The organism is Thermoplasmata archaeon, from assembly GCA_038729465.1.
Lineage (GTDB): Archaea > Thermoplasmatota > Thermoplasmata > Thermoplasmatales > ARK-15 > JAVRLB01.
Genome location: JAVYRZ010000022.1, coordinates 1 through 21,885, shown reverse-complemented (window position 1 = coordinate 21,885; position 21,885 = coordinate 1). Strand labels below are relative to the sequence as shown.

The window sequence follows — 21,885 nt, the reverse complement described above, 5'->3', positions numbered from 1 at the left end:
TAGAAGATTCAAAAGAGCAAGAATCACAGAGAGTTATGGGAATCAATACTGGTGTAAGGAATCTAAAGCAGAAGAATTAAAAATAAATGTTATAATAATAGATGAAAGTCATACGAGCAAATGCTCATTTTTGGATAATGAGAGTATAAACGTCATGACACTTACATGGGAAAGAGAATCAAAAGAAGAATATTCAGAGCATCAGATAGAACATTAATACATGCAGATCTAAACGCAACATACAACATAATAAAAAAAGCAATTCCCAAAGCATTTGCAGACGGGATAGAGGGTATTGGGTTGTACCCGCAAAGTTTAAACATCAAAAAGATAATAACTCTCAAAGGTGACTGTTCACATGATTAACAAAAATCATAACCTGAATGATTTTAGTGGAGAAGCATTAGAATCCTATATAAAAGCTGGTAAAATAGCAAAAAGCGCAATAGAATATGGGAAAAGTATCATAAAGGAAAACACATCAGTTTTTGAAACTGTTACAAAAATAGAAAATTACATATTGGATCTAGGGGGTAATCTAGCATTTCCTGTTAATGTTTCAGCAAATGATGAAGCAGCTCATTATACTCCTTCATATAACGATTCTAGGTTATTTAAAAGAGGTGATCTGATAAAACTTGATTTAGGAGCTCACATTAATGGCTATATTGCAGATACTGCAGTTACTGTTGAAGTAGGATCGAACAACAATGAATTCTTAATCAACGCATCTAAAAAAGCATTGGAAAATGTGGTTAAGGAGATTCATGTAGGGATGGAACTTGCTGAGATAGGCTCCTTAATAGAGGATACTATAAAATTTTATGAATATAACCCTATTTATAATCTTACCGGTCATGAACTATCAAAATTTAAGTTGCACAGTGGAAAAACCGTTCCTAACTACAATAATAAAGATCATACAAAACTGGAGGTGGGTATGGCTATAGCCATAGAGCCTTTTGCTACAAATGGTGTGGGATTGATAAAAGAACATAATTACGGGGGTATTGCAATACTTACAGAGCCACCCAAAAAAGATCTGATGGGATATTATGATCTCTTATACCAGCGATTCAATATGTTGCCTTTTGCTGAACGATGGCTTAATAATATTGAAAATCATAATATAATAATAGATTGGCTCATAAAAAATAGGAATATGTATAAATTTCCAATATTAAAAGAAAAAAAGAGAGGGCTTGTAACACAAGCAGAGCATACTTTTTTAGTAACAGCCAATGGAATAGTAGTAACAACTATTTAACAGGATAGTTTGGCGAATCAGAGATTATGGTGACATTATGCGGATGGCTTTCAATCAAGCCACTTTGCGTAATCCTGATGAATCTGGCATTTTTTCTCAATGAATCTATATCTTTTGCACCTACATATCCCATTCCTGATCTGACCCCGCCTATCAACTGTAAAATCGTATCTTTAACTTTTCCCTTATATGGTATTGCTGCTTCAACGCCTTCTGGAACAAACTTTGTACCGCCAATCTTACCATATCTGTCTGACAGACCTTTCTGTATTGCACCTAATGAACCCATACCCCTATAACTCTTAAATTTCTTTCCCTCTATAAACATCTCTTCTCCTGGTGCTTCATCTGTACCTGCTAATAGGCTTCCTAGCATTACTACATTTGCTCCTGCAGCAATAGCTTTTACAATGTCTCCAGAATATCTAATGCCTCCATCTGCAATTACCGGAATCTGCTGTTTCTCAGCAATTTCTGCAGCTTGTGAAATAGCTTCTAATTGTGGCATTCCAGCACCGGCAATTATCCTAGTAGTACAGATTGAACCTGGCCCTATTCCAACTCTTAAACCATCCACTTCCAGCGCTATGATATCTTCTGCAGATTCTTTAGTGGCAATGTTTCCAGCAATAATATCAATATCCAGTTTTTTACGAATTTCTTTTATTCCTAACATAACTTTCTCGTTATGTGCATGAGCGGTGTCAATCACCAATAAATCAACTCCTGATTTTTCAAGCATCTCTGCCCTTGAAATATCAAATGGGCCAACAGCAGCACCTACTTTCAGCCTACCCTCTTTATCCCTGGTTGCATCTGGATAGGTTTCTCTCTTTTCAATATCGCTGGCAGTAATCAATCCTACTAATCTATTTTGACTATCTACGATTGGTAATTTTTCAATTCTATTATCATGCAATATTTTTATTGCCTCACTTATCTTGATATTTTCTGAGCCGGTTACCACTTCTTTAGTCATAAGGTCTTTTACTGATAGATTTTCTCCTTTATAAAATCTAATATCTCTTGAAGTCAGGATTCCCACTAACTTTCCTTCCATTATGACCGGCAAGCCCGTAATTTTTTTATCTAAAATAATTTTCTGAGCATCTTTAATCGATGTATCAGGGGAAACAGTGTATAAATCCCTTATTATAATACTCTCTTCTTTCTTTACCTTTTTTACAATTGCCACCTGTTCATCAACTGTTAAATTTCTATGGACTATTCCTAAACCACCCATCCTAGCCATTGCGATGGCCATGGCATCTTCAGTTACTGTATCCATAGGAGAACTGACTATTGGGATCTTCAATTTTATATGTCTAGAAACAGAAGAAGATACATGCGTATCTTTAGGATCAACGCTCGTTCTAGAGGGTATTAAAAGCACATCATCGAATGTAAGCCCTGTTTTAATATATTCAAATTTTTCTATAAACATAGAGTATCGATAGCATTTATAAATAAAAATATTTCGTTTTTATATTTTCATTGATTATTATAACAACTCATTTAATCTATAACGTATGTATGAACAGAAATTATTTTTTTAACATGTTTTCAAAGTATACTTGATAGGCAATATTAATGATTTTTCAAAAATTTTAACAGAAAATAGCAACACATTCTAAATACTTTCAAGATTAAAATTAATTAGATAGATGCTTTAATCAATTTTTGCGATGAAGAAAGGACAGCGGGAGAAAACAAAGAAATCCTCGGATATTTATTAGGTAATAATGACAACCCAAGAGCTATAGATAAATTTAATATACAGAAACAATTTTACTATACAGATTTATAGAGTGATTCTGATGACTGATAAAATTACAAAAATCATGAATAAAAATCCAATAGTATTAAAAGCTCCTGCGAGCAGGACAGATGCACTTAAATTGATGGCTAAAAAGAATGTTAGCGCATTACCGATAGTGGATGAGGAAGATACATTCTTAGGTATTGTGAGCAGAAGAGACATCTTTGAAAATCCAAAAGAAGAGCAAATTGCATTATTGATGCGAAAAGATGGCCCGAAAATTATGAATACAGAATCTATTGCAGAAGCAGTAAATTCAATGATAAAAATAAACAGAAGGCATATCGCCATTGTTAATGATAAAAACAAGCTGCAAGGGATAATTACCCCAAAAGAGTTTTTGAAAATAATAATAGAAGAAAACATTGCAAATCCGATAGAAAAATACATCCGTAACCCTTGTATTCCAATATATATAGATGTACCGTTAAAGGTAGTTTACAAAACAATGTCTCTTACCAAACTAACTGCATTTCCGATTATTGATGATGACTTAAACCTGGTTGGAATTATCACGGACAGGGATATAATAAATAGCGCCAAAGTAGATGTATCTACATCCATGTCTCAGGTGGGCATGGGCGAAGATGAAGATGCATGGACATGGGAAGGAATAAGAAACGTATTAAAAATATTATATTTAGAAGAAAAATTGGAGATCCCTGCCATAAAAGTAAGCGAGTTAATGATCAAAGACCCAGTATATGCGCATACCAAGACCCCTATATCTAAGGTAGCAAGTATAATGGTAGATAATGATTTTAGCCAGTTACCGGTAAAAAATGCGTATGATGATCTCGTGGCTATGATATATGATATTGATTTAATATCTGTATTATCACAGCATCAACATTATAAATAACATTTGAAAAAGGAATGTACATGTTAAGCAAAAAACTGTTTGATCTTGCCAAAAGAAGGGGCATATTCTGGGGCTCTTTCGAAATATATGGTGGTTTTTCAGGATTTTATGATTATGGGCCTATAGGAGCACTTTTGAAAGATAATATCATCTCTATATGGAAAGATTATTATGTTAATAGAGAAGGACTGGCTTTTATAGATACTCCAAATATTTCTCCTGAGGAAGTGTTTAGAGCCTCTGGACATTTAAAAGAGTTCACAGATTATATCAGTTATTGTAAAAACTGTAAAACTGCTTTTAGGGTAGATGAGCTATTAAAAGAGAAAGTGCCGGATTTTGTAATTAAAAGTAACGAGGACATAATTACAGGCATTGAAAAATTTAATATAAAATGTACGGTATGTGGAGGCGAGTTAACCAAGCCAGAGAAATTTAATCTGATGTTTGAAACAAAAGTAGGACCCGGCAACTTTAAGTCTGGGTATTTACGTCCTGAAACAGCGCAGGGTATTTTTGTTAATTTCAATAACATCTATCGATATTTTAGGGAAGAATTACCGTTTGGAGTTGCACAGATCGGGAAAGGGTTCAGAAACGAAATTGCACCTAGACAGGGGCTAATAAGGCAGAGAGAATTCAATATGGCGGAAGTGGAATTATTCTTTGATCCAAAAAACAAAAAATGGAAAAAATTTGATAATATAAAAGATTTGAAAGTTAGGATAATCAGCAAAAATCAACAAGATATGATAGAGTCTTTGAAAGATGGTGTTGAAAATAAAATTATAAGTTCTGAGGCTATTGCGTATTTTATGGGTTTAACACATCTATTTCTAATTGAGATTGGTATACCAGCCAATAAGATCAGGTTCAGGCAACACACAGACACAGAGTTAGCACATTATGCAATAGATTGTTGGGACTGTGAGATAGAGAGCTCTTATGGGTGGATAGAATGTGTAGGCATCGCAGATCGTGGCACTTATGACCTTACTCAGCATGAGTTAGAATCTGGGGAAAACTTAAAAGTAACGATAAGATATGAATCTCCTATCACAAAAAACATAAAAAAATATAAGCCAATAGAGAAAGTTTTAGGGCCTATGTTTAAAGATAAGGCACAATTGATTGCTAAAGAAATAGAAAATCATAAAGTAACAGAAGAAAAAGATTTAAAAGTGCAGGTTAACGGGGAAGAAATAGTTGTTCCAAAAGAAGCGTATATTATTATAGAAAAAGTTGAAAGAATAAGCAGCGAAAAGATCGTTCCGAATGTTATAGAGCCATCATATGGTATAGACCGTATTCTCTATTCACTTCTTGAAAATTCATATTATGAGCGGGAAGATTCAGAGTTTCGTGTTTTAAGATTAGCACCTAAAATCGCGCCAATTAAGGTATCGGTTTTTCCACTGATGCCTAAAGATGGTTTAGATGTAGAGGCCCAAAAAATTCACAACCTGCTAGTCAATAATCATCTTAAAGCATACTATGATGATTCAGGGTCTATAGGTAAGAGATATGCTAGAGCTGATGAGATAGGAATACCGTTCAACATAACGGTAGATTATCAAACTTTAAGTGATCAAACAGTAACATTGAGAGAGCGTGACTCAACAAAACAGGTGAGATTGAATATCTCAGATATTATTGTAAATTTGAGCAAGCTGATTGATGGTACATTAAAATTTGAAGTGTTATGAGTAAAGAAGAACAGTTAGCAGCTTTGATTCAGAAAGCTGTGCAAAAGGTAATTGCTGATGACTTGGCGATCCTCTTATCTGGTGGCATAGACAGCAGTTTGCTTGCCTATATTGCATCTAAACTGAAAAATATTGTTGCATATACTGTTGGAGTGGAGAACTCTTATGATTTCAAGGCGGCTGATAGTGCTGGCAAACTTTTAGGAATAAATATAAATAAGATAATTATCAACGAAAAGGACGTGAATGAAGGTATTATAGAGCTAATAAATATAGATTCTTCACAGGATGCACTCGAATTATCTTTTAATCTGCCTTTATATTTTGTGTGTAAAAACGCGAAAGAAAAAGTACTATTAACAGGGCAGGGGAGTGATGAAGTTTTTGGAGGCTATAAAAAATATAAGACAGAGCCAATGAGAATGAAAGAAGATTTGAACAAAGTTTTAAACTCCACAATTGTTAAAGAGATAAAAATAGCAAACTATTTTAAGAAAGATCTTAGAACCCCTTACTTAGATTCAGAGATACTAGATTTTTCAGGATCTCTTACCAATTCAGACAAGATTAACAATGATAGCGAGAAGATAATACTTAGAAAAGCAGCACTAATTCTCGGATTGCCAGAAGAAATTGCATTCAGGAAAAAGAAAGCGGCACAGTATGGAAGTGGAATAAATAAAATATTAAAAAAGCTTGCTAAAGACAAAAATCAAGAAATATACCAGTACATTAGCACATTAAAAAATAAAATTTAATTACCACATTCTTATTATGAGCTTGAATGGCAATTATCGAGTGGACTGAAGACTCTAAGTTTATAGCGATTAGCAGAGCATCACATGGTTTGGTAATTGACGGTGATTCGAAGATTGGGGCTGCTCCAATGGAGCTGGTATTGATTGGAGTAGCGAGCTGTACAGGCAGTGATGTTGTGGCTATTCTAAAAAAGATGCGCGCAGACCTGAAAGGATTAAAAGTGTATATTGAAGGAGAGAGAGCTGAAGAATATCCCAAAGTTTATACGCGCATAAAGTTAAAATACACCGCAAAGGGAAACATAGATGAAAAGGACCTGAAAAAAGCGATAGATTTGTCTCAGGAAAAATACTGTTCTGCCAGCATCATGCTAAAAAGAAGCGGTACTATTTTTGACATAGAGTACGAGATCGAACCCTAACCGCCACTTACAGGAGACATTATTGCCACTTCATCATTTTCGCTCAGGCGGCAGGGCTTACCACAGTACCTGTAATTTAAGGATATAATCATTTCCGGATATTTTTCTAAGTTTGGATATTTTGTTTTCAAGAACTTTAGTAATGCATCAGTATCTATTCCTTCATCTAGTTCCACTTTTTCATATTCTTTTTTAGTCATATCTCTATATATCCCAAAATAAAGCACTTTTATAATCATTTTTTTCTCTCTTTTATTTTTTCAATCACTTCTACATCTTTTATGGAAGTTATTGGATAGTTTCCAGACTCATCTTTTTCCAAATATTTAACCATGTCCCATATAGTTAGCAGCGCAATGCTTACCCCAACTAAAGCCTCCATCTCCACACCTGTCTTGTAATGCGCTTTAACACTGCACCTTGCAATTATTCGGTTTCCATCGATCTTAAAATTGAAATCTATAGCTTCAACAGGAATTTGATGGCAATATGGAATTAAATCACTGGTTTTTTTGATGGCATTGTTTCCAGCAACTTTGGCAACCTCGAAAACATTGCCTTTTTTGATATTATTATTTTCTATTTCTTTAATAGTTGCAGTTTTAAGTACAAGCTCACCACCAGCAACGGCAGATCTCAGAACATCCGGTTTTTTAGATATGTCTATCATCTTTATCTCTTACTCACATCTTCTATTTAAAATTTATTTTGAACATTTTCCTTACACAGTGTTAAAAGTTGAATAAACATCTAAAAAATATAATAAGAAAAAAAATTATAAAATTATTCTGGCATCCACCACTTTCAATCCTTTTTCATATAAGATTGTCGGATTTGCATCTACTTCTTTTAACTCTGGAAAATCTTCAACAAGCTGAGAGAACCTGCTAATAGTTTCCGCTAAAGTTTCTATGTCCTTTGCTTTCTCTCCCCTAGTTCCATGCAAAATAGCTTTTGCCTCTATCTCATCAATTAACTGCTTTGCAGTATTCTTAGAAAATGGGGCTATTCTAAAACTAACATCTTTCAATACTTCAACAAATACTCCGCCAAGCCCAAACATGACGGTTGCACCAAATTGTGGATCCTGCGTAGATCCTATTATACATTCAGTGCCAGAAGGAGCCATTTCCTGCACCAAGATTCCCAGAATTTCTGGCTTTGGATCAATTTTAGAGACATTCTTTATTATCTGATTATATGCTTTTCTAACCTCATCATCAGTTCTTATGTTTACTTTTACTCCTCCAACATCACTTTTATGTATTATTTGCGGGGATACTATCTTCATTACTACTGGATAACCAATCTGTTTAGCCAGTGTAACTGCCTCATCCTCTGTTTTTGAAAGCATGCTTTTTGCAGTAGGTATTTTATACGCTTCAAATATCTGTTTTGCTTCAATTTCAGTAACATATCTGCTTTTTCTTTTGTTGATATCAGTTAATATTGCCCTAACTTTATCCTTGTCTATATCAGTATAGGGCTCAAAAATATCAAAGCCTGTTTCTCTGATCTTACCAAAATCTCGCAATGCAGCCATTGCCTTTATTGCTCGATCGGGAGACTGATAAACCGGTATGCCTTTTTTCTGAAGCCATTCAGAGGCTCTCATGGTAAGTTCTCCACCCACAAAGGCAACAGTGATCGGTTTTGTGGTTCTGGAACATGCTATGACTTCATGCAATGCCGCAGCCAGATCTTTCGGGTCAAGCACTGCCACTTCACAGTATAGAATTACAACTCCATCAACCCATGGATGCTCTAATGCCACTGAAAGAGTGTTTTTGTACCATTCATCATTAGCCATTCCAGTAACATCGATCGGGTTTTTTGTACTTCCGAAATCGGGGATTATAGCTTTTATCTTCTCTTTTAAATCCTCTGGCGGATCTTTGATCTGAAGCTCATTTTTCTCTGCTGAATCCGTTGCGAGAACACCTATGCCCCCACCATTCGTGATTATTAATAGGTTGTCGCCACGCATTGGTGGTTGACTTGCAAGTGCCAGAGACTTATCAAATAGGTCATTCAGATCTGTGGCCTTTATAACACCCGCCTGCTTAAATGCAGCATCATATATCTTTGAAGAACCTGCAAGTGAGCCTGTATGAGAAGCTGCAGCCATAGCTCCTCTTTTAGACACCCCTGATTTTAGCGCTACTATCGGTTTATCAAGCACTTTTTTGCTTGCCTCTATGAAATTTTTGCCATTTTTAATGCCTTCCACATAAAGCGAAATACAATTTGTCTGGTCATCGATGCTGAAATACTCTATTAATGTCGCGAAATCTAGGTCTGCCATGTTTCCAATGCTTATTAAATGTGACATACCAACCCTGTCAAGCCATGTCCTGCTGTCCAATGCTATTAATAGTGCACCACTCTGCGACAGCATTGCAATTTTGCCAGGGTATGGTAAATATGGAGCAAAAGAAGCATTCATTTTCAACGGATTATTCATTAACCCTACTATATTTGGTCCTAAAATTCTCATTTTATACTTTTTTGCGATCTCTACAATCTTATTTTCTAAATCTACTTCTCCCACTTCACTGAACCCAGAAGCTATTATCGCTACCCCTATGACGCCTTTCTTTCCTGCCTCTTCTACCACAGCAGGAGTTATCTTTGCAGGAACGGTGATAACTGCCAGATCTACTGGATCAGGAACGTCTAAGATCGAATGATAACATTTTAAGTTTAAAATTTCATCTGCTTTTGGATTTATCGGATATATTTTTCCCTCATATCGAGTAGTAAGTAAATTTTTAACTACCGTATATCCAATTGCATAAGGCTCTCTAGAGGCACCAATTATCGCGATTGATTTTGGTTTAAATATAGGATCTAACGAATGCATATATATCACTCTAAAAGGGGAAATACTTCATTGCTTAAAAATATTTTCTGATTTTATTTTTTTCTCAAAAAATTCAGAAAAAGGCAGAGAAACCTGTTTACCAGAACTCATATCCTTGATAGATATAGAGTTATTTGCAACTTCTTGCTCACCAATAATAATGACATTTTTTGCCTTTATCTTATTCGCATACTTGAACTGATTAGATATACTGCGATCAATCATGTTTATATCTGCCATTAATCCATAGTTTCTGATTTTAGAAAGGACTTGAATCGCATAGGCTCTAAATTTATAATCATTAATTATATAATAATCTAATTGCACTGGCGTGCTAATCCATAACCCTTCTCTCCTCATCAGCATTTCTAATACTACATCACCCATTCCGAATCCGACCGCAGGAACTGATCTGGATCCAAAAAGCTCAACAATCTTATCATATCTTCCACCACCAAGTATTGATCTGAACTCTCCCTGCTCATCCTTTGCTTCAAATACGATACCAGTATAATAAGACAACCCTCTAACCGTAGCAAAATCAAATTTATATTCGGTCACAGAATATGCTTTAAAATAATTTTCCAGAGTCTGAAGTATATCTAATCTATTTTTCATCTCATTATTTTCAGTGTCTATTACTGATCTTAAATCTTCTGCAGAACCTTCAAATTTTAATAATTCTGTCAATTTTAAGATTTTATCATCACTTAGATATTCTCCTAACATTTTTTCAAATTCTTCCTGAGATATCTTATCACTTTTATCAATAATTCTAAACATCTCTTCTATGTTTTCTACGCCCATCTGCTTTAATAACTGCTCTATTAAAATTCGATCGCTTATCTTTATTTTATACTTACCTTTTAAACCGAGACTGTTTAAAATAGATATTGCCAGTACTATAATCTCTGCGTCTGCCTCGACATTTGATACCCCAAAAATATCTGCGTTAAATTGATAAAATTCTCTGAGCCTGCCTGATTGAGGTTCTTCATATCTCCATAGTTTTGGAAAAGAATACCATTTCACAGGTACTGATAGATCTTTTCTCTTAGCTATCATTCTTGATACCGTAGGTGTAATCTCTGGAATAAGAGTTATCAACCGATCTGATTTATCTCTAAATGAAAACGTTTGAGAAACTAGTTCTTGCCCACTCTTAACCTCAAACAACTCTAGTGGTTCAACGCTCGGGCCATCTATTTCGGAAAATCCAAAGTTCTCAGCTACATTTTTTATAATTTCAAATACTCTCTTCCGAATGTACATTTCTTCTGGATATATTTCTCTAAAACCACGAAGTTTATCGATACTCATATTAAACGGTCTACAAAATTCAGATTATTATTAAAAGTTTTCTCATCAATCATCTTTATTATATATCTAACATCCTCTCCCATCTCTCGATCTTCTGTCAAAGGTTTAACTCCTTTTCTTATGAGTTTATATATTATTTCTGTATTTTTTGCCATTTCATGTTTTCGATACTCTAAAGCTTGTGAAGCTACTAAATATTCAATTGCGATTACATGCTTTACATTGTTAATTATGTCTCTACCTTTTCTTGCAGCAATAGTTCCCATACTTACATGATCTTCCTGATTCGCGCTGGTAGGTATGGAGTCCACTGTTGCTGGATGTGCCAGTACCTTATTCTCAGATACTAATGCTGCAGCAGTATACTGAATCATCATCATGCCAGAGTTCAACCCGGAATTTTCAATTAAAAATGCTGGCAAATCACTTAATTTATGATCTACCATGCGCGCAATTCTACGCTCAGTAATATTTGCCAGTTCAGCCATTGCAATGCCCAGATAATCCATTGCAAATCCTATATATTCCCCATGAAAATTGCCACCAGAATATGCACGCTCTAATATTATGGGATTATCTGTAACAGAATTAAGCTCTGTTTCTACAATGTTCTTTGCAAACACAATAGTATCATATACTGCTCCAGCTACTTGCGGTATGCATCTTAATGAATAAGCATCTTGGATCTTGAACTTTTTAGCTTCTTTTATGATATTACTGTCTTCTACCATGCTTTTTACAATAGCACCAGTTTTAACCTGACCTTTATGTGGTCTTAAAGATAATATCTTCGGATCAAAAGCGTCATCATTGCCATTTAAAGCTTCCAGACTTAAAGATGAAGCAATAAGAGAATTTTTCAAGAGATTAATAGAATCATATACGTTCAATGCCGCCACTCCACTCATCACGCTAGTTCCATTTATGAGTGCTACCCCCTCCTTATAGCTTAATTCTATAGGGGATATAGCTGCAAGTTTTAAAGCCTCTTTTCCATCTAGCAATTTATCTTGGTAAAATGCTTTTCCCTTTCCGATCATCACAAGAGTCATATGCGCCAGAGGTGCAAGATCTCCGCTAGAACCAACACTACCTTTCTCTGGTATTGCTGGAACTACATTTTTATTAAGAAACTCTTTCAAAAGTATTAAAATTTCAGGTCTGACTCCAGACTTTGCTTTAAGTAGAGTGTTCAACCGTATCAGCATCGTTGCTCTTACAATGTCGGAATCAAAATACTTTCCAACACCAACCGAATGGCTCATTATTAGATTTTTCTGCAGTTTTTTCATATCATCATGGCTAATGCGAGTGTTTACAAGATCTCCATACCCAGTGTTAACGCCATATACTATTGCTCCAGAATCTATCAACTTTTCAAGATTGCCCCTATTCTCTCTAACATTTTTTATGGAGTCTTCAGAAAGCTCAATTTTTTCATAATTTCTAGCAACAGCAACTACATCTTCAATTTTCAAGTGCTCTCCATCTATAATGATCATAATACTGATATATACAAAAAAGATTTAAGCTTTTTTAAGTTTTAGAGCTAAAAATATTAATAATAAAGTCTCATACACTATCTATAAAAAAATGAATAAAGAATTATTATTCTCAGAAATTAAGGTCGGAAGTTTAACTTTAAAAAATCGCATAATATTCCCGCCAATATCCACTAATTTTGCGGATTCAACTGGAAATGTAAATGCTGAGCTGATACATCATTATGAGCGAAGGGCAATGGGTGGTGCAGCGATTATTACAATGGAAAATATGTGCATAAGCTATCCGGATGGAAGAAGTGGTGCTACACAGCCCAGAATCGACGATGATACTTTTATTCCTGGGTTGAGTAGAATTGCATACTCTATACATTCACACGGGAGCCTCGCATTTATGGAACTGACACATCCAGGTTTATTTGCAGAGCTTGAGGTAAATGGTGGAGAATTGCCTGTATCCCCATCTAAAGTGCCTTTGAGAAAGGATAAAAGTGAAGTAAAGGAGCTTACTGAGAACGAAATTAATAATCTTGCCGAAAAATACGCAAGGGCTGCTTATAGAGCTAAAATCGCACATTTTGACGGCGTAGAGATAGAGGCTGCTCATGGGCTTTTGGTAAATCAATTCTTATCACCTTATACTAACAAGAGAACAGACAAGTTTGGGATAAGTTTAGAGAACAGGGTCCGGTTTGCAAAAATTATTTTTGAAAAAATAAAAATGCTTTGCGGACAGAGCTTTTCAGTCACTGCAAGACTGCCAGTCTTAGATTTTGTTAAAGATGGAATAAATTTGAATGAGGGAGTACAGATTGCAAAATTGTTTGAAGAGATAGGATATAATGCGGTTCATGCAGATGTGGGGTTTGGCAACAAAGAGAAAAGATTGGAGCCAATGCAGTATGCAGAAGGCTGGAGAGTGTATCTTGCCGAGGCGCTAAAACAGGGAGGCATAAAAATTCCAGTTATTGCAGTAGGAATGATCAGAAATCCAGCGTTTGCAGAAGAAATATTGAATTCAAACAAGGCAGATCTTGTAGCGCTTGGGAGAACGCTTATTGCAGATCCAGACTGGCCGATAAAGGCAGAAAGTGGGAGAGATAATGAAATAAGAAGATGCATTGGATGCAGTGAGTGCATAAAGGCCAGACATGATGAGGGAACTGCGATAAGATGTGGCGTAAATCCAACACTTGGAAAGCTTGAATCTGATGAGTTACTGTTAAAAAGCATAGAGCAAAAGAAGATCTTGATAGTAGGTGCTGGCATAGCAGGTTTAGAGGCAGCAATAACCGCTAAAAGAAGAGGGCATATTGTAGAAGTGTGGGAAAAAGAAGAAGCTATTGGAGGAGCATTAAAACTTGCTGCAGTACCGCCAGGAAAAGGGAAATTAAACTGGCTCTTAGAGTATTATGATCATATGACAAAAAAACTGGGTATACCAATAAAATTTAATCAGGAGGTGACATTAGACAAGGTAGCTTATCTCAATCCCGATGCAATAATTATTGCAACAGGCGCAAAATGCTACGTTCCATCTATAAAGGGAATTAAAAATAGCAATATTGTTCCTGCCAGAAACGTGCTGAACGGCAAAATAAAAATAAGGGGCAAGAAAGTGGTGGTTGGTGGTGGAGGCTTAGTAGGTTGTGAAACGGCTTTATATCTTGCAACGCAGGATAATGAGGTAACTATTGTAGAAATGCTGCCTGCGCTCGCTACAGATATGGAAACATTGAGCAGAAATTATCTTTTAAGAGAACTGGATGAACATAATGTAAAATATCTTTTAAGTGCTCCTGTCAATGAGATTACTGAAAATTCTGTTATTGCAGGAAATACTGAGCTTTTAATGGACTATTTCATAATTTCATTTGGGGGATTTCGCGATCATACATTATACAACCAACTAAAAGACAAATATGAAACGCATATTATTGGGGATGCATTAAAAGTGGGAAAGATCATTGATGCAGTATCACAGGGGTTCAGTATAGGGAAAGCGGTTTAAACCAAAAATTTAAGTCAGATAAAAATATATACTTTTTTAGCATAAAGAAACATAATAATTGGTGATTAAATATGACAAAATATATTTATTTTTTTGATGAGGGTAACAAAGATATGAAGAACTTGCTTGGAGGCAAGGGAGCGGGACTAGCAGAGATGACAAATCTGGAATTACCAGTACCGCCAGGTTTTACAATAACTACAGAAGCATGCAAATATTATGTTAGAACAGGCGCTTTGCCAGAAGAGCTATGGAACGACACTGTAGAAGCTATTAAAAAGTTAGAAAAGCTAACGGGCAAGAAATTTGGAGATAAAGAGAATCCATTATTGGTCTCTGCGAGATCAGGTGCGCCCATATCAATGCCAGGAATGCTTGATACGGTATTGAACATAGGCCTAAATGATGATACTGTACTTACACTTGCAAAAATTTCAAAAAATGAGCGATTTGCTTGGGATGCATATCGCAGATTGATCCAGATGTTTGGAAAGATAGTGCTGGGGATTCCAGCATCTGATTTTGAAAATAAAATAGAGGCATTAAAAGAAAGTACTGGCGCTAAAACAGATATAGATTTAAATGCTGAAGATCTTAAAAAGTTAGTAAAAGAGTTTAAGAACATTGTTAAGGATAAAGAATTTCCGCAGGATCCTTACAAACAGCTTAAAATGGCAATAATGGCTGTGTTTGAATCCTGGAACAATGAGCGTGCTAAGGTGTATAGAAAACTAAATAATATATCTGAGGAACTTGGCACGGCAGTTACTATTGTTTCAATGGTATTTGGGAACATGGGCAATACTTCTGCCACAGGAGTAGTTTTTACTAGAAATCCTAATACGGGAGAGAAAAAACTGTTTGGAGAATACTTGATAAACGCACAAGGAGAAGATGTTGTAGCTGGGATAAGAACTCCAAAGCCTATAGAAAATCTTAAAGAAGATATTCCCTCGGCATACAAAGATCTTGTAAAAAGTGCAGAAATTCTAGAAAAACACTATAAAGATATACAGGACATCGAGTTTACCATTGAAAACTCTAAATTTTATTTGCTACAGACCAGATCTGGAAAGAGAACTGCTTATGCAGCAGTAAAGATTGCAGTAGATATGGTTTCTGAAAAAGTGCTAACAAAAGAAGAAGCGCTGTTAAGAATTGATCCAGCGCACATAGATGCACTTTTACATCCACAACTAGATCCTAAAGAGATGGATAAACCTATTGCAAAGGGTTTGGCTGCCTCTCCGGGTGCGGGGGTAGGAGTAGTAACATTAGATTCAGAAGAAGCTGTTGAATTATCAAAAACACAGAAAGTAATTTTAGTGAGAACTGAAACAAGTCCTGATGATATACATGGGATGGCAGTTTCGCAGGGTATTCTCACATCCAAAGGCGGCATGACCTCTCACGCAGCAGTGGTTGCAAGATCTATGGGTAAGCCAGCCGTAGTAGGATGCGAAGAGATCACTGTAGATAGCAGAGGAGATAAGTTTATAGCCGGTAATGTTGAGATACATAAAGGAGATATCATTACTATCGATGGCTCTACAGGAAAGGTTTACAAAGGTGCTAAGAATTTAATAACACCTTCCATGTCAGGAGAGCTAAAAATTGTGATAGACTGGGCGGATAGCTATAGAAAGCTGGGGGTAAGAGCAAATGCAAACACTCCTGCTGAGGCCATAAAGGCAAGAGAGTTCGGGGCAGAAGGAATTGGCCTTGCAAGAACAGAGCGTATGTTTTTTGGGCCAGATAGGCTACCAATTATGCAGGCAATGATTATGAGCAAAACAAAGGAAGAGAGAATTAAAGAATTGAATAAGCTATTGCCTATGCAGAGATCTGATTTTGTCGAGTTTTTCAAAACTATGAAAGGCTTTCCTGTAATTATCAGATTGCTAGATCCTCCGCTTCATGAATTTTTACCAGATAAAATAGAATTGATGCAAGAGATATTCGAACTTAAAATGCAATTGCGGGTAGCAGTAAATACAAAAGAGATAGATACTTTAATCAAAGAGATTTCAGAAAAAGAAAATATTTTGAACATTGTGCAGAATCTGCAACAGTTCAATCCAATGATCGGTTTTAGAGGATGCAGAGTTGGAATAATGTACCCTGAAATATATGAGATGCAGGTAACCGCCATTATAGAAGCTGCAATTGAAACTAAAAAACAGGGCTACGAAATTTATCCAGAAATAATGATACCGATCTCCAGCATTGACAAAGAACTGAAAATATTGAGAGAGCGCTTGGAACCCATCGCAAATCAGGTGATCCAAAGAGAGGGAATTGAGATCAAGTATCAGTTAGGGACCATGATAGAACTTCCCAGAGCTGCATTGACCGCAGACAAAATTGCAAAGTACACAGATTTCTTTTCATTTGGCACTAATGATCTGACCCAGACAACGTTCGGATATTCTAGAGATGATGCAGAAGGCAAGTTTTTAGGATACTATGTTGAAAACGATATATTGCCAGCAGATCCATTTGAAACTATTGATATAGAAGGTGTTGGTGAACTTTTAAAGATTGCAACTGAAAGAGGTAAAAAAACTAGGCCTAACCTGGAGGTAGGAATATGCGGAGAGCATGGTGGAGATCCTAGGTCTGTGGAGTTTTGTCACACTATCGGTTTAGATTATGTATCATGTTCGCCATACAGAGTACCGATTGCCAAACTAGCAGCAGCACAGGCAGCAATTAAAGAGAAACAATCTAAAAAATAATCTTTTATTTTTATTATAAATAATAAAGTATCGAAGAGAGTATAGGTACCAGTAATGTTACTATTACGCCTGTCATAAATGCAGGAATTATAACAGAATCATCAAACAGCATTTTTATAAAAGGCAAAGAAGTGTCCATAGCCGTTGCACCAGCGCTGGATATCAAAGAGATGTGTCCGAATTTTGAGATATAAGGAGATAAAAGTATTGTCATTTGTTCTCTGAATAAATTTATCAAAAATGCTATTGAGCCATATACCGGCCCGTATGCTAAAGCTATAAAAGGGCCAGAGAATGTATACCATCCAAACCCAAAAGAAGAGATTAACAATGCTTTGATGTTCATGTTAAAAAGCAGAGCAATAGGAATGATTATTAATGCTCCAGCAATTATTGCAGTTAAGCTCAACGATATTTCCGTAAAATAGTTTTTGAGGTAACGAATGCTGAAATTTATTTGGTATCCTACCACAAATAATAGTAAATATAGTACAATATCAATGTTCAGGTTCTTGATATCTAGAGTGAAATGCTCTAATATTCCAAGAATAAGCGATAATAATATGAAAATAGACATTTTATAGTTATATTCTCTTTTTTGTACTTTACTTGAAACAAACTTATGCTTTAGCACATACCCAATAAATATCGTGGTTGCCAAGATAACCACCGAGATGGCAAAACTTAAGGGAATTAAGAATAAATTCGAAAGATTAGAAAAAGTGCTGCCTAAAAAAGTGCCAATCAAAAATATCAATATTAAAACTAGCAGTAAAGTGGCTTTCTCAGCTATTATTCTTGCTTTTGCAGGAAAATATAGCTTGTTTACAAAAAGCCCGAATAATAGTACGATAATCACCACGATACTAAAATTCATAATACCATTATAACAACCCTATTTTTAATTTTTCTTATTATACCGTCATATTATAAAAAAACCAGCCGAAATAAATAAAAATTATGATAAACCTTATATATATTTTTTGTCTATGGTTTTACATATGTGCAGAATGATTTGTGGAATCAGCAATAATGATTTTATTTTGAGTGAATATATTGGAGAATTAAAATACCAAGCTTTAAACGGTTCTCATGCGCCGCACATTGACGGATGGGGAGTATTGTATTCAGAGGGGTCTACATTAAAACTATATAAAACAAAAAACAGCATTGATAAGGATCTGGAGAACAATGAGAATTTTAAAAACAAGATAATTACTGATTTTTTTATAATGCATGCAAGAAAGAGCTCAGTAGGCGAAAGATCCGAGAAAAATGCACATCCGTTCTTATACAATAGCTTTGGCTTTTGCCATAACGGCACTATTAATAATGCTAACAAACTCAAAGTAACAGGATTGGAAGGAGATACTGATTCTGAAAAATTGTTTCATTATATTGTTCAAGAGTTGAAAAATGGTAAAGAAATGAAAGATGCTATTTCAGAAATTTTAAGTGCCGGGTTAGAGGCTACATCTTTTAATTTCATGATAGGCAATAAAGAAGAGCTCTATGTTTTCAGATATGCAAATGAAAGAGAAGAGTATTATACCATTTACGAATCTATTTCTGATGGGGCATTTATATATTCTACAGAGCCCTTCAATTCAGATCAGTTGTTATGGCAACTTTTGCCAAATCATTCTCTAGTACATATCAGAGACATGAAAAAAGAAGTCATACATTATTAAAAAGTCAAACAATAGTTTATTATATTTTCATGCCATATCCCGTTTATAATGTATGATCTTATATTAGTACATTCACCAAGTATATACGATTTCAGAAAAAAAAGTACAAATCTAGGACCTATCAGTGATGTGGTACCATCAACACCAATATTTGAGATGTATCCAATTGGATTTATGAGCATCTTGAACAATGTTATCTCTAACGGGTTTAAAGCTAAAATAGTGAATTTAGCGGTGAAGATGATTTATCACAAAAACTTTGATGTTAGAAATTATATTAAAAAACAGGAATCACAAATATATGGGCTGGATCTGCACTGGCTACCTCATGTGCAGGGTTCTATAGAGGTCGCAAAAATTATAAAAGAAGAACATCCAGATTCAAAGATCGTATTTGGTGGTCTGTCATCTACATATTATGCGATCGAGCTATTAAAAAACTATGAGTTCATAGACTTTGTGCTCAAAGGAGATACAACCGAGCCGTTCTTTCCGTTGCTGATAGATGCAGTAGAGAGAAATAACGATTTAAGCTCGATACCAAATCTGGCATGGCGCGACAATTCTAAAATTGTGGAGAACCAATGCAGAGATCCAGACAAGGACATTGATAAAGTGTCTCTTGACTACCGAATAATATACAGAAATGCAGTAAAAACTATGAGTGCTGAAGATCATCTACCATATGGAGACTGGGTTGATAACCCATCAGCAATGACATTGATCCAGAAAGGATGCAATCATAACTGTACAATCTGCGGGGGCTCTAATTTTGCATACAAGAACTTTTATTGCAGAAACAAAGTATCTTTTAGGAATATAGATACCATTGTTTCAGAACTGAAATCTATTCAAGAGAATCTAGGAAGCCCGGCATTTATTACCGGCGATATACATGAAGCCGGCAAAGATTTCGATATTAAACTACTGGAAGCTGTTAAGAGAGAGGGTATAGATATCCCTATATTGTTCGAGCTATTTAGTCCTGCGCCAGAAAGCTATTATCAGACAATATCTAAGAATATATCTGAGTTCACGGTAGAGATCTCTCCAGAGTCTTCTAACGAGAATATAAGAGCGATATCTGGTAAATATTATGCAAACTCAGGGCTGGAAAAAAATATAGAGTATGCCATGAAATATGATGCACGAAGAATGGATCTATTCTTTTCGGTAGGTATTCCAGGACAGAGTGTTTCAGACGTAGATAACGATGTTGAATATGTTAAAAAACTGTACGCGAAATTTCCTAAGAATCTATCCACTTTCATATCTCCTATATCTCCGTTTGTGGATCCTGGAAGTCTTGCATTCGAAAAATCGGAGCTATACGGGTTAAAGATAAAAGCAAAAACCTTAAAAGATCATTATAACCTGCTGAACAGTAATGATACATGGATTGATTTTTTAAACTATGAAACTGACAAAATGACAAAAAATGATATAGCCTATGCCACTTATAAATCTGCACTAGAGCTGGTAAAATTGAGAGCAGAGAAGGGTGCGATAGTAGACGATAATCTAAAGGGAAGAATTGAAGAGCAACTTAAAGAACTGGACCAGAATATTTTGAAGAGAGGCAGGTATATGGGGCCAATCATATTTGAGAAAGATGATCTTGTCTGGTCTAAGAAAAGCGTGGTTAGAAACATGCATAATGTAGGGCTTGAATTTTACAGATTTATAAAAAAGATTTAGATCAATTTTGAAATATAGTTTTTGAATATGTTATTTGGATCTATTATAGATTCTGAGAAATCCTTAAACTTATTATAATTTTTTGAGTCGTTTACCACGATGATAGTTCGGTCTTTTAATTTTTTACCGATATCCAGTTGCTTGATAGTTATGGCAATCAGGAGATTATATCCGTCGTCATCAGAAGATATCAAAATCTTTTGACTATTTTCTAAGTTTAGTGTTTTCAACAGTTTTTCATTATCTGCGTGATCATTGATGACTATGTATCCTTTATTTTTTAACATTGTTGCATTTTCCGCATTTTTCTCGATTACTACAAATAATTTTTCCTGATCTTTCAGTGTTTCCAAAAAATCTGAAATTATGGGCGAATATCCGCAGATCAGGATATGATCTTTAAAATTCTTTGACTCGAAACGTTCCATAAAATTTATCACCTCACTTACTCTTCGTTGAAATATTGGAGCTAGTAATATAGTTATTGCACCAAAAAAGCTTGCCAATCCCATTACAACAAGAGACGCTGTAAACATTCTAGAAACTGTAGTTACTGGCAATATATCTCCAAATCCCAATGTGGTTACAGTTTCAATAGTATAATATAATGCAGTGTAAAAATCTTTAATTTCAGGCTTAAACTGGGAGCCAAATAGTAAAGAGCCACCGATACCGTAAGCGACTGTAAATATTATTGTAACCAATGCTACAGATATCTCAGGTCTGCTGAAAAATCTAGTAGGGTAGTTGTACTCTTTCCTGTGTATTATTAGCAAGATCAATATATATATATCAAATCCTATCACAAATAGGTCGATATAGTATATTGTAAATCCCTTCAAAAATATGACAAATATTGATAGCAGCAAAAACAGTACGATTATCCTCCACGCAAGCCGAGACTTGTTTTTTATGCCAAAACTTATTACTAGTAAGAAGAATCCTATAAATATTGTGAATATTCCACGCTCTCTTATGAGATTTGGACTAAAAAAACTGAATGAAATGGGTGTGAACAGAGATACAGTGCCAATGAAAATTGTAAATAGCGCAGATAGAATTATTAATTTGTAAATATGTGGATGCAATCTGAATCTCATTATGCTTTCTAATTAATAAAAATGAGTATTTAAATTTTAACAAGTAAAGCATGAAAACTTTATATAGATAGATCAAGTATATAAAAATGGGATGATAAATAGCTACCTCCTACTAATTGCTATCGCAG

Annotated in this window: 18 protein-coding genes; 10 read left to right on the top strand and 8 right to left on the bottom strand. The window is 35.1% G+C overall.

Translation table 11 applies throughout. From position 1 onward, the window contains the following. On the top strand, positions 1–217 hold a 217-nt coding region (locus QXQ25_05835), incomplete at its 5' end, for a hypothetical protein (GenBank protein MEM0161222.1). A gap of 141 nt (positions 218–358) precedes the next feature. Next, a complete protein-coding gene (gene map / locus QXQ25_05830) occupies positions 359–1,267 on the top strand; it encodes a type II methionyl aminopeptidase (GenBank protein MEM0161221.1) in 909 nt (302 codons plus the stop codon). Here the strand turns inward: map and guaB are convergent. Then, on the bottom strand, positions 1,260–2,711 hold the full coding sequence (gene guaB / locus QXQ25_05825) for an IMP dehydrogenase (GenBank protein ID MEM0161220.1): 1,452 nt from the start codon (positions 2,709–2,711) through the stop codon (positions 1,260–1,262). The two genes, map and guaB, sit on opposite strands and share 8 nt — an antisense overlap. Positions 2,712–3,084: 373 nt before the next feature. Between guaB and QXQ25_05820 the strand changes: the two genes are divergently transcribed. Genes QXQ25_05820 through QXQ25_05805 form a run of 4 tightly spaced genes read left to right on the top strand, consistent with a single transcriptional unit; the run spans position 3,085 to position 6,834 of the window. Further along, complete coding sequence (locus QXQ25_05820; GenBank protein ID MEM0161219.1) at positions 3,085–3,948, top strand: CBS domain-containing protein; 864 nt, start codon at positions 3,085–3,087, stop codon at positions 3,946–3,948. Positions 3,949–3,968: 20 nt separating this feature from the next. Continuing rightward, the gene (gene glyS, locus QXQ25_05815) at positions 3,969–5,654 is read left to right on the top strand and encodes a glycine--tRNA ligase (GenBank protein ID MEM0161218.1); all 1,686 of its coding nucleotides are present in this window, start codon (positions 3,969–3,971) and stop codon (positions 5,652–5,654) included. Next, entirely contained in the window at positions 5,651–6,412 is a 762-nt protein-coding gene (locus QXQ25_05810) for an asparagine synthase C-terminal domain-containing protein (protein MEM0161217.1), read from the top strand. Before glyS ends, QXQ25_05810 begins: the two co-directional genes overlap by 4 nt. Positions 6,413–6,438: 26 nt before the next feature. Continuing rightward, positions 6,439–6,834 carry an OsmC family protein gene (locus QXQ25_05805; GenBank protein ID MEM0161216.1) on the top strand — a complete coding sequence of 132 codons (396 nt, stop codon included), beginning with the start codon at positions 6,439–6,441 and terminating at the stop codon, positions 6,832–6,834. On the opposite strand, the gene QXQ25_05800 is transcribed toward QXQ25_05805, so the two are convergent. The 5 genes from QXQ25_05800 to hutH all read right to left on the bottom strand — a co-directional run bounded on the left by QXQ25_05800 (position 6,831) and on the right by hutH (position 12,519). Next, on the bottom strand, positions 6,831–7,073 hold the full coding sequence (locus tag QXQ25_05800; GenBank protein MEM0161215.1) for a MoaD/ThiS family protein: 243 nt from the start codon (positions 7,071–7,073) through the stop codon (positions 6,831–6,833). The two genes, QXQ25_05805 and QXQ25_05800, sit on opposite strands and share 4 nt — an antisense overlap. Then, on the bottom strand, positions 7,070–7,504 hold the full coding sequence (moaC, locus tag QXQ25_05795) for a cyclic pyranopterin monophosphate synthase MoaC (protein ID MEM0161214.1): 435 nt from the start codon (positions 7,502–7,504) through the stop codon (positions 7,070–7,072). The genes QXQ25_05800 and moaC overlap by 4 nt, the downstream gene beginning before the upstream one ends. A 105-nt stretch (positions 7,505–7,609) precedes the next feature. Then, on the bottom strand, positions 7,610–9,697 hold the full coding sequence (locus QXQ25_05790) for an acetate--CoA ligase family protein (protein MEM0161213.1): 2,088 nt from the start codon (positions 9,695–9,697) through the stop codon (positions 7,610–7,612). 27 nt (positions 9,698–9,724) lie between these two features. Beyond that, a complete protein-coding gene (gene hisS / locus QXQ25_05785; GenBank protein MEM0161212.1) occupies positions 9,725–11,017 on the bottom strand; it encodes a histidine--tRNA ligase in 1,293 nt (430 codons plus the stop codon). After that, positions 11,014–12,519 (bottom strand): histidine ammonia-lyase, encoded by a 1,506-nt coding sequence (gene hutH, locus QXQ25_05780; protein ID MEM0161211.1) that lies wholly within the window; start codon positions 12,517–12,519, stop codon positions 11,014–11,016. Before hutH ends, hisS begins: the two co-directional genes overlap by 4 nt. A 91-nt stretch (positions 12,520–12,610) precedes the next feature. Here hutH and QXQ25_05775 point away from each other — a divergent pair, with 91 nt between their 5' ends. After that, positions 12,611–14,530: an FAD-dependent oxidoreductase gene (locus QXQ25_05775; protein ID MEM0161210.1), complete on the top strand. Its 1,920-nt coding sequence runs from the start codon at positions 12,611–12,613 to the stop codon at positions 14,528–14,530. 71 nt (positions 14,531–14,601) lie between these two features. After that, complete coding sequence (gene ppdK / locus QXQ25_05770; protein ID MEM0161209.1) at positions 14,602–17,268, top strand: pyruvate, phosphate dikinase; 2,667 nt, start codon at positions 14,602–14,604, stop codon at positions 17,266–17,268. A gap of 13 nt (positions 17,269–17,281) precedes the next feature. Here the strand turns inward: ppdK and QXQ25_05765 are convergent, their stop codons facing one another. Then, complete coding sequence (locus QXQ25_05765) at positions 17,282–18,145, bottom strand: lysine exporter LysO family protein (GenBank protein MEM0161208.1); 864 nt, start codon at positions 18,143–18,145, stop codon at positions 17,282–17,284. A gap of 124 nt (positions 18,146–18,269) precedes the next feature. Between QXQ25_05765 and QXQ25_05760 the strand changes: the two genes are divergently transcribed. Together QXQ25_05760 and QXQ25_05755 are read left to right on the top strand one after the other, a co-directional pair. Beyond that, positions 18,270–18,959: a class II glutamine amidotransferase gene (locus QXQ25_05760; GenBank protein ID MEM0161207.1), complete on the top strand. Its 690-nt coding sequence runs from the start codon at positions 18,270–18,272 to the stop codon at positions 18,957–18,959. Between the two features lie 48 nt (positions 18,960–19,007). After that, positions 19,008–20,657: a TIGR04190 family B12-binding domain/radical SAM domain protein gene (locus tag QXQ25_05755; protein ID MEM0161206.1), complete on the top strand. Its 1,650-nt coding sequence runs from the start codon at positions 19,008–19,010 to the stop codon at positions 20,655–20,657. Here QXQ25_05755 and QXQ25_05750 read toward each other — a convergent pair. After that, complete coding sequence (locus QXQ25_05750; protein MEM0161205.1) at positions 20,654–21,757, bottom strand: NAD-binding protein; 1,104 nt, start codon at positions 21,755–21,757, stop codon at positions 20,654–20,656. The genes QXQ25_05755 and QXQ25_05750 overlap by 4 nt on opposite strands. Positions 21,758–21,885: the final 128 nt, after the last annotated feature.

Coding starts and splice junctions, on each gene's coding strand:
- map (MEM0161221.1), top strand. CDS start 359: ATGATTAACAAAAATCATAACCTGAATGATTTTAGTGGAGAAGCATTA.
- guaB (MEM0161220.1), bottom strand. CDS start 2,711: ATGTTTATAGAAAAATTTGAATATATTAAAACAGGGCTTACATTCGAT.
- QXQ25_05820 (MEM0161219.1), top strand. CDS start 3,085: ATGACTGATAAAATTACAAAAATCATGAATAAAAATCCAATAGTATTA.
- glyS (MEM0161218.1), top strand. CDS start 3,969: ATGTTAAGCAAAAAACTGTTTGATCTTGCCAAAAGAAGGGGCATATTC.
- QXQ25_05810 (MEM0161217.1), top strand. CDS start 5,651: ATGAGTAAAGAAGAACAGTTAGCAGCTTTGATTCAGAAAGCTGTGCAA.
- QXQ25_05805 (MEM0161216.1), top strand. CDS start 6,439: ATGGCAATTATCGAGTGGACTGAAGACTCTAAGTTTATAGCGATTAGC.
- QXQ25_05800 (MEM0161215.1), bottom strand. CDS start 7,073: ATGATTATAAAAGTGCTTTATTTTGGGATATATAGAGATATGACTAAA.
- moaC (MEM0161214.1), bottom strand. CDS start 7,504: ATGATAGACATATCTAAAAAACCGGATGTTCTGAGATCTGCCGTTGCT.
- QXQ25_05790 (MEM0161213.1), bottom strand. CDS start 9,697: ATGCATTCGTTAGATCCTATATTTAAACCAAAATCAATCGCGATAATT.
- hisS (MEM0161212.1), bottom strand. CDS start 11,017: ATGAGTATCGATAAACTTCGTGGTTTTAGAGAAATATATCCAGAAGAA.
- hutH (MEM0161211.1), bottom strand. CDS start 12,519: ATGATCATTATAGATGGAGAGCACTTGAAAATTGAAGATGTAGTTGCT.
- QXQ25_05775 (MEM0161210.1), top strand. CDS start 12,611: ATGAATAAAGAATTATTATTCTCAGAAATTAAGGTCGGAAGTTTAACT.
- ppdK (MEM0161209.1), top strand. CDS start 14,602: ATGACAAAATATATTTATTTTTTTGATGAGGGTAACAAAGATATGAAG.
- QXQ25_05765 (MEM0161208.1), bottom strand. CDS start 18,145: ATGAATTTTAGTATCGTGGTGATTATCGTACTATTATTCGGGCTTTTT.
- QXQ25_05760 (MEM0161207.1), top strand. CDS start 18,270: ATGTGCAGAATGATTTGTGGAATCAGCAATAATGATTTTATTTTGAGT.
- QXQ25_05755 (MEM0161206.1), top strand. CDS start 19,008: ATGTATGATCTTATATTAGTACATTCACCAAGTATATACGATTTCAGA.
- QXQ25_05750 (MEM0161205.1), bottom strand. CDS start 21,757: ATGAGATTCAGATTGCATCCACATATTTACAAATTAATAATTCTATCT.